General features: G+C 70.4%; 13 protein-coding genes and 1 pseudogene. 9 read left to right on the forward strand and 5 right to left on the reverse strand.

Features of this window, described 5'->3' with window-relative positions:
• Window positions 1-117 precede the first annotated feature (117 nt).
• Window positions 118-759, reverse strand: a pseudogene (locus OG842_RS22455) (TetR/AcrR family transcriptional regulator); the annotation flags it as partial.
• Window positions 760-899: 140 nt separating this feature from the next.
• On the opposite strand from OG842_RS22455, the gene OG842_RS22460 reads away from it, so the two are divergent.
• Window positions 900-1,457, forward strand: coding sequence for an NAD(P)H-dependent oxidoreductase (locus OG842_RS22460; protein WP_266732036.1), 558 nt, complete (start codon window positions 900-902; stop codon window positions 1,455-1,457).
• Window positions 1,458-1,635: 178 nt separating this feature from the next.
• Here OG842_RS22460 and OG842_RS22465 read toward each other — a convergent pair whose 3' ends face one another.
• The gene (locus OG842_RS22465; RefSeq protein WP_266732038.1) at window positions 1,636-2,073 is read right to left on the reverse strand and encodes a hypothetical protein; all 438 of its coding nucleotides are present in this window, start codon (window positions 2,071-2,073) and stop codon (window positions 1,636-1,638) included.
• Window positions 2,064-2,237 carry a hypothetical protein gene (locus tag OG842_RS22470; RefSeq protein ID WP_266732040.1) on the reverse strand — a complete coding sequence of 58 codons (174 nt, stop codon included), beginning with the start codon at window positions 2,235-2,237 and terminating at the stop codon, window positions 2,064-2,066. The genes OG842_RS22465 and OG842_RS22470 overlap by 10 nt, the downstream gene beginning before the upstream one ends.
• 118 nt (window positions 2,238-2,355) lie before the next feature.
• Between OG842_RS22470 and hemL the strand changes: the two genes are divergently transcribed.
• From hemL to OG842_RS22510, 8 genes are all read left to right on the forward strand, one after another.
• Window positions 2,356-3,672: a glutamate-1-semialdehyde 2,1-aminomutase gene (gene hemL, locus OG842_RS22475; RefSeq protein WP_376307137.1), complete on the forward strand. Its 1,317-nt coding sequence runs from the start codon at window positions 2,356-2,358 to the stop codon at window positions 3,670-3,672.
• Window positions 3,669-4,397, forward strand: coding sequence for a histidine phosphatase family protein (locus tag OG842_RS22480; protein ID WP_266732044.1), 729 nt, complete (start codon window positions 3,669-3,671; stop codon window positions 4,395-4,397). The genes hemL and OG842_RS22480 overlap by 4 nt, the downstream gene beginning before the upstream one ends.
• 346 nt (window positions 4,398-4,743) lie before the next feature.
• Window positions 4,744-6,000 (forward strand): hypothetical protein, encoded by a 1,257-nt coding sequence (locus OG842_RS22485; protein ID WP_266732046.1) that lies wholly within the window; start codon window positions 4,744-4,746, stop codon window positions 5,998-6,000.
• 67 nt (window positions 6,001-6,067) lie between these two features.
• Window positions 6,068-6,679, forward strand: a complete 612-nt coding sequence (locus tag OG842_RS22490) for a TlpA family protein disulfide reductase (RefSeq protein WP_266732048.1) — start codon at window positions 6,068-6,070, stop codon at window positions 6,677-6,679.
• A gap of 4 nt (window positions 6,680-6,683) precedes the next feature.
• Window positions 6,684-7,442 carry a cytochrome c biogenesis CcdA family protein gene (locus OG842_RS22495; RefSeq protein WP_266732049.1) on the forward strand — a complete coding sequence of 253 codons (759 nt, stop codon included), beginning with the start codon at window positions 6,684-6,686 and terminating at the stop codon, window positions 7,440-7,442.
• A 5-nt stretch (window positions 7,443-7,447) separates the two neighbouring features.
• Entirely contained in the window at window positions 7,448-9,256 is a 1,809-nt protein-coding gene (gene resB, locus OG842_RS22500) for a cytochrome c biogenesis protein ResB (RefSeq protein WP_266732051.1), read from the forward strand.
• Window positions 9,253-10,347, forward strand: coding sequence for a c-type cytochrome biogenesis protein CcsB (gene ccsB, locus OG842_RS22505; RefSeq protein ID WP_266732052.1), 1,095 nt, complete (start codon window positions 9,253-9,255; stop codon window positions 10,345-10,347). The genes resB and ccsB overlap by 4 nt, the downstream gene beginning before the upstream one ends.
• 52 nt (window positions 10,348-10,399) lie before the next feature.
• Window positions 10,400-10,927, forward strand: a complete 528-nt coding sequence (locus OG842_RS22510; RefSeq protein ID WP_266732054.1) for a hypothetical protein — start codon at window positions 10,400-10,402, stop codon at window positions 10,925-10,927.
• Window positions 10,928-10,931: 4 nt separating this feature from the next.
• Here OG842_RS22510 and OG842_RS22515 read toward each other — a convergent pair whose 3' ends face one another.
• Both OG842_RS22515 and OG842_RS22520 read right to left on the reverse strand, forming a co-directional pair.
• Window positions 10,932-12,494 carry a hypothetical protein gene (locus tag OG842_RS22515; RefSeq protein WP_266732056.1) on the reverse strand — a complete coding sequence of 521 codons (1,563 nt, stop codon included), beginning with the start codon at window positions 12,492-12,494 and terminating at the stop codon, window positions 10,932-10,934.
• On the reverse strand, window positions 12,487-14,601 hold the full coding sequence (locus OG842_RS22520) for a hypothetical protein (RefSeq protein WP_266732057.1): 2,115 nt from the start codon (window positions 14,599-14,601) through the stop codon (window positions 12,487-12,489). Before OG842_RS22520 ends, OG842_RS22515 begins: the two co-directional genes overlap by 8 nt.
• Between the last annotated feature and the right edge of the window lie 65 nt (window positions 14,602-14,666).

Genomic DNA, 14,666 nt, shown 5'->3' on the forward strand with positions numbered 1-14,666 from the left:
CGAAGCGGATGCCGACCCGGACGCCGGAGCGGTCTCGCCGGGCGGTTGCCCCGGCGCGGCCGCAGACGGCTGCCCCGGGCCGTCCTCGGGCGGTTGCCCTCCTCGGACGGCTGCCCCGAGGCGGGTGACCAGGTGGTGCCAGGCCTCCTCCAGGCGCTCCACCGGCATGCCGCGCTCGGTGGTGAGGTGGTGGACGAGGGCGGCGTCGATGGAGGCCAGCAGCGTGTGCGCGAGCAGCTCCGGATCGCCGGGCACCTTCGCCTGCCGCAGCAGCATCGCGAGGTGGTTGAGGCGCAGACGGAGCGCCGGGACGGTGTAGTTGCGCAGCGGGTCGGTCCGGCTGGCCAGGATCAGCGGGTGGTTGTCGCGTTCGTGGCGCAGGACGGCGGGCCCGAAGGCGTGCAGCCGCTCCGCTGCGGGGGCGTCCGGGCCCAGTGGCGGCGGGCCGGAGAGGAAGGCGGCCTGGAGCTGCTTCTCCCGGTGGTCCAGGAGCGCGAGCAGGAGCCCGGCCCGGTCGCCGAAGCGCCGGAAGACGGTTCCCTTGCCCACCCCCGCCGCGGCGGCCACCGACTCCATGGTCAGATCCGCCGCCCCGCATCCGGTCAGGAGCCGGGAAGCGGCGTCCAGCAGGAGCGTGCGGTTGCGTGCCGCGTCCGCCCTCAGCTGCGGGGGTTCGTCGATCGGGGCGAGCGGGAGATTCGTCCGTGCTTCTCCTGGTTCGGGCAGCCTCGGCGTCGGAGGGGTGGCGGAGCCGGTCATGTCCTCAGCGTAACGCCCGGGAGAGACAAGTGGACCGCGGTCCGTTTAGGTGGTACAACTTTAAACGGACCGCGGTCCGCTTGATACGGCTCATTTGATGTACTCGATGTACATGCCTCTCCGCCTCTCGGGAGTTACCCATGTCTGTACGCATCCTCGCGCTCGTCGGCAGCCTCCGCGCCGGTTCGCACAACCGCCAGCTCGCCGAAGCCGCCGCCAAGCACGCCCCTGAGGGCGCCGATATCGAGCTGTTCGAGGGCCTGGCCGAGGTGCCCTTCTACAACGAGGACATCGACGTCGAGGGAAGCGTCCCGGCCGCTGCCGCCCGGCTGCGTGAGGCGGCGGCGAACGCCGACGCGTTCCTGCTCTTCTCGCCCGAGTACAACGGCACCATGCCGGCCGTCCTGAAGAACGCCATCGACTGGCTGTCCCGCCCGTTCGGCGCCGGCGCCATCTCCGGCAAGCCGGTCGCCGTGGTCGGCACCGCCTTCGGTCAGTACGGCGGCGTCTGGGCGCAGGACGACGCCCGCAAGTCCGCCGGCATCGCGGGTGCCGCGGTCCTGGAGGACGTCAAGCTGTCCATCCCCGGCTCCGTGACGCGCTTCGCGGAGACCCACCCGGCCGACGACGCCGAGGTCGTCACCGCCCTCGCCGACGTGATCGCCAAGGTCCGCTCGGCCGCTTCCGTGGCCGCCTGACCTTTCTGTTCCATCTCCGATTCATCCGCGTGCGGCCGCGGGGTGGGCGAGGACGCCACCCCGCGGCCGCACGCGGTGCTGTTCCCACGAGGGCTTGCGCTTCCTCACCCCGGGGCCACCGCCTCGCTGCCGGGCGCCTGCCCCGTACGGCACGGCCCCCGGCCCCCGGCCCTCCGGGTCAGGGCCAGACCAGGCAGTACGCCTGGTGCCCCGCGTCGTGCAGCCGGTGCGAGAAGTCCTGCCACTCGTGCAGGAGTTGGTAGACGTTGAACGCGTCGCGCGGGCCGCCGCGGTCCGGGACCGTGGACCAGATGAACGCCGCGGCACCCACCGACTCCTCGCCGACGCCGCGCAGCGGGTCGACGACCGTCATCGGAAGCTTGACCACCGCGTAGTCGGGGTGCAGCACCACCAGTTCGAGTGGCGGGACCTTGTGCAGGGGCACGCCCTGAATTCCGGTGAGGACCATCGCCGCCACCGTCTCCGGCTTGATCTTGGTGAACATGCCGCCCATGCCCAGCTCGTCACCGCCGAGCTCCTCGGGGCGCATCGAAATGGGCACGCGTGCCGCGGTGGCCCCGTCGGGGGCACCGAAGTACTTGTAGGTCACCCCCACCCGGCCACCACTCCTGCTTCCGGCTTCGCCATGCTGCGCCCCACCGGCCCGTATGCCTTGCTCGCGCTCCGCATCACGCCGGTGCCGACCCCGCCGGGCAGGCTCGGGCCCCAGGTCGTCGGTCCCTTCGCCCACTCCGCCACCGCGATGCATATCTCATCCACCCGACTACTACTTAGGAGACACAGCCCCCGCCGCGCAACCCGATCATCGTGTCAGTGACCTCCCCCACGGGCGTGCGGTGAAACACCTGTCCGCAAGACCGTCCGTGGCTCTGACACCATGGCTTGTGTGAGCTTTCCCTATGACGCCCCAGTTTCGCAGACGCTTTTCGACCGCGCGTCCCTCGTGACGCCCGGCGGCGTGAACTCTCCCGTACGTGCCTTCCGGGCCGTGGGCGGTACGCCCCGCTTCATGGTGTCCGGCAACGGTCCGTACCTCACCGACGCCGACGGCCGTGAGTACGTCGACCTCGTGTGCTCGTGGGGGCCGATGATCCTCGGCCACTCCCACCCGGAGGTCATCGCCGCAGTCCAGGAGGCCGTCGCCCGCGGCACCTCGTTCGGTACGCCCGGTGAGGGCGAGGTCGCGCTCGCCGAGGAGATCGTGGCCCGGGTCGAGCCCGTGGAGCAGGTGCGGCTGGTGTCGTCCGGCACCGAGGCGACCATGTCCGCGATCCGCCTCGCCCGTGGATTCACCGGCCGGGCCAAGGTGGTGAAGTTCGCCGGCTGCTACCACGGCCACGTCGACGCACTGCTCGCCGCCGCCGGTTCCGGGGTCGCGACCTTCGGCCTCCCGGACACCCCGGGGGTCACCGGTGCGCAGGCCGGCGACACGATCGTGCTGCCGTACAACGACCTGGACGCCGTCCGCGAGGCGTTCGCCGCGCACCCCGGCGAGATCGCCTGTGTGATCACCGAGGCATCGCCGGGCAACATGGGCGTCGTACCGCCGCTGGACGGTTTCAACGCCGGGCTCAAGGAGCTGTGCGCCGCGAACGGTGCGCTCTACATCTCCGACGAGGTCATGACCGGGTTCCGTACGTCGAAGGCCGGCTGGTACGGCGTCGACGGGGTGCGGCCCGACCTGATGACCTTCGGCAAGGTCATGGGCGGTGGCTTCCCGGCCGCGGCCTTCGGCGGGCGCGCGGACGTGATGGCCCACCTCGCCCCGGCCGGTCCCGTCTACCAGGCGGGCACCCTCTCCGGGAACCCGATCGCCACCGCCGCCGGTCTCGCCCAGCTGCGGCTGCTCGACGACGCGGCGTACGCCAAGGTGGACGCGGTCTCCGCGGAGATCCGCGGCCTGGTCAGCGAGGCGCTGGCCAAGGAGGGCGTGGCGCACACCGTGCAGGCGGCGAGCAACATGTTCTCCGTCTTCTTCACCGACCGCCCGGTGCGGAACTACGAGGACGCCAAGCAGCAGGAAGCTTTCCGCTTCACCGCCTTCTTCCACTCGCTGCTGTCGCAGGGCGTCTACCTGCCGCCGTCGGCCTTCGAGTCCTGGTTCGTCTCCACCGCCCATGACACGCAGGCCGTCGAGCGCATCGCCGCCGCCCTGCCCGCCGCCGCCCGCGCAGCCTCGGAGGCCACCGCATGAGCGAGAACGGAAGCGGTAAGCAGGAGGACGGAGCCCGCAAGGGCAAGGACGGCAAGGACATCACCGTCGTCCATCTGATGCGGCACGGCGAGGTGCACAACCCGGAGGGCGTGCTCTACGGGCGCCGCCCCGGCTACCACCTCTCCGAGCTCGGCCGGCAGATGGCCGACCGGGTCGCCGAGCACCTGGCCGGCCGCGACATCACCCATGTCGTCGCCTCGCCGCTGGAGCGCGCCCAGGAGACGGCCACCCCGATCGCCAAGACGCACGGCCTGGACCTGGCCACCGACGGGCGGCTCATCGAGGCGGCCAACGTCTTCGAGGGCAAGACCTTCGGCGTCGGCGACGGCGCGCTGCGCAAGCCGGACAACTGGAAGCACCTGACCAACCCGTTCCGCCCGTCGTGGGGCGAGCCGTACATCGAGCAGGTCGTACGGATGATGGGCGCTCTGGACGCGGCGCGCGACGCGGCCCGCGGCCACGAGGCGGTGTGCGTCAGCCACCAGCTGCCGATCTGGATCGTGCGCAGCTTCGTCGAGCGGCGGCGGCTGTGGCACGACCCGCGCAAGCGGCAGTGCACCCTCGCCTCGCTGACCAGCTTCACGTACCACGGCGACAAGATCGTGTCGGTCGGGTACTCGGAGCCGGCGCGGGACCTGGTGCCGGCGCATCTGCTGGCCGGGGCGAAGCCGGTGAAGGGGAAGTCGAAGGCGTTCGGCGCGTAGCCGGCCCATGGGTCGGCCAGGGCCGGGCGGGGTGCGGGGGTCCCGGGCCCGGTCGCCGGGTGCCGGTTTGTTCTTGGTCGATGTTTTGTCCTCAATCGCCGGACGGGCGTGATCTTCGCCCGTCCGGCGATTCGTTCGCGGTCCGCGATCGCGGTCCGCGATGGCGGTCGAGCGCTGCTCCCGCCCTGTCTCGTCCCGCCTGCTAGGTCATGCGTTCGGTCATGGCTGGGGCCTGGTCACGCAAAGATTTGTGTGTTAATCAGCGGAACCCCTGTGTTGATTCCGCCATCTAACCCATCGCCAGTTTGTATGGACTTAAGGCAAAACGACCGCAGATGGGGTAATCATGCGTGACATCAGCCGAAGGGGTCTGCTCGGAGCCGGGCTTGGAGCCGCCGCCGTCGGGGTTGCGGGCTGCGGCACCTTCGGCTCTTCCGGCTCTTCCGGCACGAGCCGGTCGGGGACCACGGGGGAGAAGGGGTCCGACGGGAGCACTCGCGGAACCGGGCCCGCGAAGAAGGACGTGCGGGAGATCGGGGACGGTTCCACCGCCGACACCGGAAAGCAGCCGCACCAGCCCGCCAGGCCGGTGCCCCTCGAACCCGGCGAGACCCCGCCGCAGTTCGTGATCTTCTCCTGGGACGGGGCGGGCGAGGTCGGCAACGGACTCTTCCCGCGCTTTCTGGAACTCGCCAAGGAGCATGACGCGGCGATGACCTTCTTCCTGTCGGGGATCTATCTGCTGCCCGAGTCGAAGAAGTCCATGTACCGGCCGCCCAACAACCCCGTCGGCGCTTCCGACATCGGCTATCTCACCGACGCCCACATCAAGGAGACGCTGAAGAACGTCCGTCGGGCCTGGCTCGACGGGCACGAGATCGGAACCCACTTCAACGGGCATTTCTGCAGCGGTTCCGGATCGGTCGCGAACTGGTCGTCCGAGCAGTGGCGGAACGAAATCGATCAGGCGGTCTCGTTCGTCACCGAATGGCGCACGAACACCGGCTGGACCGACCTCGACCCGCTGCCTTTCGACTACCGCAAGGAGCTGGTCGGCGGCCGCGCCCCCTGTCTGCTCGGCCAGGAGAATCTGCTGCCGACGGCGAGCAGGCTCGGCTGGCGCTACGACGCCAGCTCGCCCGGCGGCACCCAGGTCTGGCCCAAGAAGCGGGACGGTGTCTGGGACCTGCCGCTCCAGGCGATGCCCTTCCCGGGGCACACCTTCGAGGTCCTCTCCATGGACTACAACATCCTCGCCAACCAGTCGCTGAATTCGACCAAGGGCATGCCCTCGCGGTATCCCGAATGGCGCGAGCAGGCCACCCAGTCGTACCTCGCCGGTTTCAACCGCGCGTACTCCTCGAATCGCGCACCCTTCTACATCGGAAACCACTTCGAGGAGTGGAACGGCGGCATCTACATGGACGCCGTCGAGGAAGTGCTGAAGAAAATCGCGGGGAAGCCGGATGTGCGGCTCGTCTCCTTCCGGCAGTTCGTCGACTGGCTCGACGTCCAGACCCCGGCCGTACTCGACAAGCTCCGCACACTGGAGGTCGGACAGTCGCCCGAAGGCGGCTGGAACGCCTTCTTTAAACAAGCCTGACAACGGGCTTTACGGGCACCGAGGGGGGTGCCCGAGATCGCCGGAACCGCCATGCGAAACTTTTCACATGAGCTATGGCCGCGCACCTCGACGCCGCTTCACCCTGCTCGCCGCCCCTGCTGCGGTCGCCGCCCTCGCCCTCACGCTGACCGCGTGCGGCGGGGACGGCAACAAGGCCGGCGGCGGTGGCAACACGAACTTCGTCACGGGCAGTGGCGGCATTTCCACCGTGGACAAGGGCGCCCGCAAGGCCGCCCCGAAGCTGGACGGCGAGACCCTCGACGGCAAGCAGCTCGACGTCGCCGACTACAAGGGCAAGGTCGTCGTGCTGAACATGTGGGGCTCGTGGTGCGGGCCCTGCCGTCTTGAGGCCCAGTACTTCTCGCGGGTCGCGAGGGAGATGAAGGACAAGGACGTCCAGTTCGTCGGGATCAACACCCGGGACCCCCAGAAGGGCCCCGCGGTGAGTTTCGAGAAGGACTACGGAGTCCCGTACCCGAGCCTCTTCGACCCGACCGGCAAGCTCATGCTCCGCTTCCCCAAGGGCACGCTGAACCCGCAGGCCATTCCGTCGACCGTGGTCCTGGACCGGGACGGGAAGATCGCCGCCCGCTCGCTGGCCGCGCTCGACTCCGAGAAGCTGCACAAGATGATCGACCCGCTGATCGCGGAGAAGTGATCAGGTGATCGCCCTCGCCGCCGCCCAGAACGAGATCGTGAGGAGCGGGGCCCTGCTGGTCGCCCTGCCCCTCGCCGTGCTCGCCGGACTCGTCTCGTTCTTCTCGCCGTGCGTCCTGCCGCTCGTGCCCGGCTACCTCAGTTACGTCACCGGGGTCAGCGGCACGGACCTGGCGCAGGCCAAGCGAGGGCGCATGGTCGCGGGCGCCTCGCTCTTCGTGCTCGGCTTCACCGCCGTGTTCGTCTCCGGCGGCGCGCTCTTCGGCTTCTTCGGCCAGACCCTCCAGGCGCACAGCGAGGTGCTCACCAAGGTCCTCGGCGTGCTGATGATCCTGATGGGGATCTTCTTCATGGGTCTGATGCCCTGGATGACCCAGCGTGAGTTCCGTATCCACAAGAGGCCGGTGACCGGGCTGGCGGGCGCGCCCGTGCTGGGCGCCCTCTTCGGGATCGGCTGGACCCCGTGCCTGGGCCCCACTCTCAGTTCGGTGAGCATCCTCGCGGTGGACCAGGGCACCGCCGGGCGCGGGGCGATACTGACCGTCGCGTACTGCCTCGGCCTCGGCGTCCCCTTCGTGCTCGCCGCCGTCGCCTTCCGCAAGGCGCTCGGCGCGTTCGGCTGGGTCAAGCGCCACTACGCATGGGTCATGCGCATCGGCGGCGGCATGATGATCGTGACCGGTCTCCTCCTGCTGACCGGCGCGTGGGGCACGATGATGCAGCAATTGCAGGTCTGGTCCAACGGCTTCACGGTGGGGATCTGAGTTCCATGAGCAACACCAAGTCCAACCCCTCCGCCCCGGAGCGGGAGGCCCGGGACGAGCGGGAGCGGGAGAACGTCTCCGAACTGGGCGCGGCGGGCTCCCATCTCTCCACCGCCCCGAGCGAGGAGAGCTCGGCCGGGCTGCCGGCCATGGGCGTCATCGGCTGGGCCCGCTGGTTCTGGCGGCAGCTCACCTCGATGCGGGTCGCGCTGATCCTGCTCTTCCTGCTGTCGCTCGGCGCCATCCCCGGTTCGCTGATCCCGCAGAACAGCGTGGACGAGCTGAAGGTGGAGACCTTCAAGAAGGCCCACACCACCGTCTCGCCGATCTACGAGAAGCTCCAGTTCTTCGACGTCTACAGCTCGGTGTGGTTCTCCGCGATCTACATCCTGCTGTTCATCTCGCTCATCGGCTGCATCGTGCCGCGCACCGGCCAGTTCATCGGCCAGCTGCGCAGCCGCCCGCCGGGCGCCCCCAAGCGCCTGACCAGGCTGCCCGCGTACACCACCTGGCGCACCGGGGCCGAGCCCGAGCAGGTCCGTGAGGCCGCGCTCGCGATGATGCGCAAGCGGCGCTACCGCGCGCACACCGTGGGCGACGCGGTCGCCGCGGAGAAGGGCTATCTGCGCGAGGCCGGGAACCTGGTCTTCCACATCGCCCTGATCGTGATGCTGGTGGCGTTCGCCGTCGGACAGCTCTACAAGTCCGAGGGCGGCAAGCTGGTCGTCGAGGGCGACGGCTTCTCCAACACGCTCACCCAGTACGACGACTTCAAGTCCGGTTCGCTCTTCGACACCGACTCGTTCGCCCCGTTCAGCTTCAAGCTCGACAACTTCGTCGGCACGTACGAGCGCAGCGGCCCCCAGCGAGGTACGCCCAGGACCTACGAGGCCCATGTGACGTACGAGAAGGGTGCGTACGGCAAGTCGCAGAAGGCCGTCATCAGGGTCAACGAGCCCCTCGTCATCGACGGCACCAAGGTCTACCTCAACGCGCACGGCTACGCGCCGATCGTCTCCGTCAAGGACGGCAAGGGCAAGGAGGTCTACCGGAGCGCGGTGCCGCTGCTGCCCATCGACAACAACGTCACCTCGTCCGGTGCGATCAAGGTCTTCGACGGCTACCGCGACAAGAACGGCAAGAAGACCCAGCTGGGCTTCCAGGCGTTCTTCGTGCCGACCTTCGCGGGCAACGGCAAGGGCACGATGTTCTCGCAGTTCCCGGCCGCCGACATGCCCGTACTGGCACTCAACGGCTTCCACGGCTACCTCGGCCCCGACTCCGGGCTGGCGCAGAACGTGTACCAGCTGGACAAGTCCAAGATGACGGAGTTCAAGGACGCCGACGGCAAGCAGCTCAAGCAGCGGCTGCTGGTCGGCGAGACGATGAAGCTCCCCGACGACGCGGGCTCCATCACCTTCGAAGGCGTCCAGGAGTGGGCCAGCTTCCAGATCACGGAGCAGCCGGCCAGCGGCTGGGCGCTCACCGGGGCCATCGCCGCCATCGCCGGACTCGCGGGCTCGCTGTTCATCCAGCGGCGCCGGGTCTGGGTGCGGGCGGTACGCGGCGCGGACGGCGTCACGGTCGTCGAAATGGCGGGTCTCGGCCGCAGCGAGTCCGCGAAGCTTCCCGAGGAGCTGGCCGACCTCGCGGGCACGCTCATCGAATCGGCACCCCCCAAGCCGGACGCCGAGCCCGGAAACGAGTCCGGAACCGGGTCCGATTCATCCCCCGAACCCGAACCCGATTCCGACTCCGATTCCGACTCCGTCGAAGAATCCTCCGAAGAACCTGCCGAAGGGGCTGAGAAGTGAATCTCGCCGCCGCAACCAACGAGAACCTGGCACACACCAGCAATGTGCTGATCTATTCGTCGATGGCCGTCTACACCCTGGCCTTCTTCGCCCACATCGCTGAATGGGTGTTCGGCAGCCGCAGCAAGGTCGGCCGCACCGCCGCCGCGCTGACCGGGGCCGGGGCCGAGGGCGCGGGCGCCGCGGCCTCGGTGAAGGTGCAGGTCGCGCAGCAGGGCGGCGGCACCGCCGTGATGGACCGCCCGAAGATCATCACGCGTGCGGCGGCCGGAACCCGTGACGTACCGGACGGGCCCGGCGCGGCCGGCGGCACGTTCAAGGGCGACCTCTACGGGCGGATGGCGGTCTCCATGACCGTGCTCGCCTTCCTCGTCGAGGCCGGCGGGGTCATCGCCCGCGCGCTGTCCGTGCAGCGTGCCCCCTGGGGCAACATGTACGAGTTCTCCATCACCTTCTCCACGGTGGCGGTCGGCGCGTACCTGGTCCTCCTCGCGTTGAAGAAGAACGTCCGCTGGATGGGGCTGCTCCTGGTCACCACCGTCCTGCTGGACCTCGGCATCGCGACCACGTGGCTCTACACCGACAGCGACCAGCTGGTGCCCGCGCTGCACTCGTACTGGCTGTGGATCCACGTCTCCACCGCCATCATCTGCGGCGCCGTGTTCTTCCTCGGCGGCGTCGGCACGCTGATGTACCTCTTCCGCGACAGCTACGAGAACAAGATCGCCAACGGGGGCGAGCCGGGTGCGTTCGCGCATTCGGTGCTCTCCCGGCTGCCCTCGGCCGCCTCGCTCGACAAGTTCTCGTACCGCATCAACGCCGCCGTCTTCCCGCTGTGGACGTTCACGATCATCGCGGGCGCCATCTGGGCGGGCGACGCCTGGGGCCGCTACTGGGGCTGGGACCCCAAGGAGGTCTGGTCCTTCATCACCTGGGTCGCGTACGCCTGCTACCTGCACGCCCGCGCCACCGCCGGCTGGAAGGGCCGCAAGGCCGCCTACCTGGCGCTGATCGCCTTCGGCTGCTGGATCTTCAACTACTACGGAGTGAACATCTTCGTCACCGGCAAGCACTCCTACGCCGGCGTCTGACCCGTTCCCCCGTACGGGTGCGGATCCCGCACCCGAGGGCCACGCTGGAACCATGACCGACGCGACCGAGGTCATCGAGTCCGGAACCAGCGAGACCCACGGTGACCTGCACACTCTGAGGTTCACGCTACGGCTGCCCCACCCCGTTCCGCGGGTGTGGGCAGCCGTTGCCAGTTCCGGGGGGCTGGTCGGCTGGCTCGCCGCCGCCGACCCCTTCGAGCCGCGCATCGGCGGGGCGATCACGCTCCGCTGGCTCAACACCGGCCAGGACGGGCAGGCCACGGTCGCCTCCGGCACCGTCACCGCCTGGGACGTCGAACGGGTCGCCGAGTACACCCTCGAAGGGCTCCACGGCCGCATCCGCTTCCACCTGGAGCCACCGCGCGGCGACCATGTGCTGCTGCGGTTCACCAACGAGTTCCGGGGCGACGACGAACTGCGCCTGGACTGTCTGGCCGGCTGGCACGACCACTTCGGCTACCTCGTGGACGCGCTCGACGGATACCCCGCCGACTGGTCGAGGTGGACCCCGGTCCGGTGGGCCGGGCTGCGTGAGGAGTACGTGGCGGCCGAGCGGTGACCGGTCACGGCGCCGAGGACGGCGGCAGGCACTTCGGGTCCGGCGGCCCGCCCTCCGGCCAGGCGATCGCCACGAACCGCTGACGGGCGTCCTCGGGCGCCAGCTCCACCACCGGAACCGCCTTGTTGTAAGGGTTGCCGTGGTTGTCCAGGCAGATCCAGCCACCGGCCCCCGACACCTTCAGCGAGCTCTTCACCCGCGGCCACTGCTCGCCCACGTCCGCGAGGAGCGGCAGCCGCGCGTCCTGTGGGGTCGCCTGCCGGACGGCGTGCACCGCCAGGGTCATCGCGTCGTGCGCGACGATGACCTGGCCGTCGGTCAGGGCCTGGTGGTCCGTCGGGCCGATCGGGCCGGCCGGCTTCTTCGACACCGTGGCCAGCAGATCCAGGAAGGCCCGGTAGTCCGCCGGGGAACCGCCCGTCGCGCTCTCGCCCTTCCGTCCGACCGCCCAGGTGTCCGGGTGCGCCAGCGAGGCGTAGCGGACGGTCACCTTCCGGCGCAGCGCGCTCCGGTCGAGCTTCTTGTCGCTGCCGAGGTACGAGCCCTCGTCGCCGGTCAGGACCGTGATCGCGCGGCTCTGGCAGCCGCGCGCCCCGAGCGCGTTGATGAACTGCCGCAGCTGGACGTGGCGTCCCGCGAAGAACACCGTCTCCGCATCCGTGTCGCAGATCAGGTGGGTGATCTGCTGGAAGGTGTTGGCCGTGGTGCCCTCGTCGTTGGGGTCGCCGCGCGAGGTGAACAGCTCCGGCTGGTACCGGGTGCCCTTCACCAGCTCGGTGAAGGCCGCCCGCAGGGTGTCCGTGTAGTGGTCCCCGGTACGGGTGTCCTGCACCAGCAGCGCCCTGGCCGCCTTGACCTGCCCGAAGTGGGCCAGGGCGCGCGCCTCGTCCCGGTTGGTCGGCGAGACCCGTGCCAGGCCGGGGAACGGGTCGCCCTTCGGGCCGTTGGCGATGTCGTCGGCCGTGATCGTGGTGCCGACGACCGCGATGTGCGCGGCGGTCAGCTCCCTGACCGCCGACTTGATCTGCGTACTGCTGGTGGCGACACCCGAGACGGCCCGCAGGTTGTCCGGGGCCCCGGTCATCGTCTTCAGCCGGTCCACCGTCGGCCGCCACAGCAGATTGTTCTTCCCGGTGTTGGCGAGCACCAGCCGGATCTTCGGCACCTGCTCGTTGGAGAGGTGGTTGGCCCGGTACTGCGCGGCGAACGCGCCCTGCAGCTCCCGCTGCATCTTCGTCTGCATCGCCGCGTCCGTCGACGTCAGCGGCAGCAGCAGCGCGATCGTCGCGTACCGGCCGGACTTCAGGGTGGCGTTCTCGCGGGCGATGGCCGAGGCCACCTCGGTCAGCTTCGACCGCCCGAAGTCGTAGCCGTCGCCGGAGACACCGACGCACTCGTCGCTGCCCTGCGGCCGTTCGACCCCCTTCGCGCAGGAACGGTCCTCGGGGGCGGTCAGCCGGCCGATGCCGTACCAGACGGACGTGATCACCAGGGCGCCGGCCAGCACCGAGGTGACGACCTTCTGCCGTGTCGTGTACCAGAGGCGGTAGCGCAGTGGATTACGCATCCGGGCCGCCGTTCCCCCGCTGCCGCCGCTGCCCGCCGCCGTCCGCGTCCGGCTCTCCCGGAGGCATGGACAGCGGACGCCAGGCCCTGATGTCCCGCGGCCAGTGCGTCGCCGCGTCCCACAGCACGCTGTTGCCCGTCGGATGCCGGCCGGACAGTTGTCGCAGTTCGTGCGCCATCTTGTCGATCACCTCTTCGTCCGGCAGGGCCAGTGGATCGGACAGCAGCCAGATGCCGTGCAGCAGCCGGCGCAGCAGTACATGGAGCTCCGCGACCGCCGGTTCGAGCCCTCTCGGCGCCGCGTTGTCGGCCCTGCCGAGCGCGACCGCGCGCCGCGGATCGGGGCCGGTGTGTCCCCGGACGCGGGGGTACGGTGCCGAGGCGATGAAGCGCAGCGATTCGAGCCACTGGGTCACGTCCGGCCCGTCGAACCGCAGCCGCAGATGCCCCACGCACGCCTCCGCGTCGCCCAGCACCAGCTTCTGGTGCAGCAGATGCGGGACGCTGGGGCGGCGGCCGCCGGGCCCGTACGCCCCGCGCAGCGAGACGTGCACCGCCTGCCACACCGCGTACGAGGGATGGTCGCCGTCCCGGAACCGCAGGCGGTGCAGCAGCAGGGCGCGCAGCAGCGGATCGGCGACGAAGTGGCCGGGCCCGACCGGCCAGTCGTCCGCCCGCAGCGCGTCGCGCATCCGCAGCGCCACGTCCCCGTCCGGCGACCCCCGGCCCAGCCGGCTCTCCGCGAGCAGCCGCGCCGACTCCTCGCCGTGCGCGGCGGCCAGCACGGCGAGGAAGTCCAGCCGCTGCCCGGGGCCGGGCAGCAGCCGCGTCAGCAGTTCCTCGGCGACCTGGGCGGGCGCCCGGTCCTCGCGCACCTCCACCGTGCGGTCCAGCAGCGATCCCGGCACCAGCGAGGCGGGCTCAGGCGCCTCGCCCGCCGCCAGCGCCAGCAGCTCGACCGCCAGCGGACGCCCGCCCGTCAGCCGGTGCACACCACGGGCCAGCCCGGCCGGGATGCGGCTCGCCCGGTCGTGCCGGTCGAACGCCGAGCGCACCTGTTCCGGGGTGAGCGGGGTCAGCTCCACGGCCAGGATCCCGGCCGTCACCCCCGTGCCCCTGGACCAGTGCGAGCCGTGCGCCACCTCCGGCAGCCGCCGCCGCACCGCATGGCTCAGCCCCTCGTGGTCCCGGACCCGGGAGGAGGCGAACACCGCGATCCGGTCGAGCACCCCGGCGGCCCGCTGCCGCAGCAGCGGCTCCACCAGCTGCCGGCCCAGCGGGGTGTGCGCGTTGTCGACGAGCAGCACCGGGCGGCCCCGGCGGGCGCCCCAGGCCAGGCCCCCGTACGCCGCGACCAGGTCGGCGGCGAGCGCGAGCACCAGATGGTCCTCGGCCCGGCGGCGCAGATCGCCGCCGCGCTCGAAGTCGACCGCCAGCTGCCGCAGCCCGGCCCGGCCGTTGCCGCCCGCGTGCGGATAGCGTCCGTACCAGTCGGCCGAGCGCCGCTGGAGGCGGCTGAACGACACCTCCAGGACCGTTTCGACCGTGGCCTCCGCGACCATTCCGGCCATCGGGGCCATCGAGTCGAAGGCGCTGGCGGCCAGCTTCGTCAGCACCTTGGTGACCCAGCCGGTCGCCGCCTCCCCGCGGCCGTCCACGGTCGCCAGCATCGGGCCGAGGGACTGGAGATCCCGCCGCGCCCGGGTCTCGTCCTCGCGGGTCCAGGAGATGGAGGCGATCGCCACCAGCCCGAGGCTCAGCCGGGGGAACTGCACCGGACGGGCGGCACGCACCTTCGCCGTCAGCTGGGTGGCGAGCTCCGGCAGCGCCCCGGTGACCGGGGTCCAGCCGGGGCCCGCGTCCTCGGGGGCCACGACGGCCTCGCAGTCGACCAGGGCGACCGGGGTGATCTCCCGGTACAGATGGCGCAGCTGCTTGAGGACGGCCGTCTTGCCCATGCCGCGCCCGCCGGTCAGCACGGCGACCGGGAGATCGTCGCGGTGCTCGTAGCCGACCCGGGCGGAGCCGTACGGAGTGAGTCCGGTCAGGCGCGCCGCAAGTCCGTCGTTGCCGAAAATCGCCTCGCGCCCGTACAGCTCTCTCTCCACAGCGCCCCCAGCGTCGACGATCGATCCGATCTGTCACACCGTCAACACCAGGATATCGCCCGGGT

This window comes from Streptomyces sp. NBC_00376, from assembly GCF_036077095.1.
GTDB lineage: Bacteria > Actinomycetota > Actinomycetes > Streptomycetales > Streptomycetaceae > Streptomyces.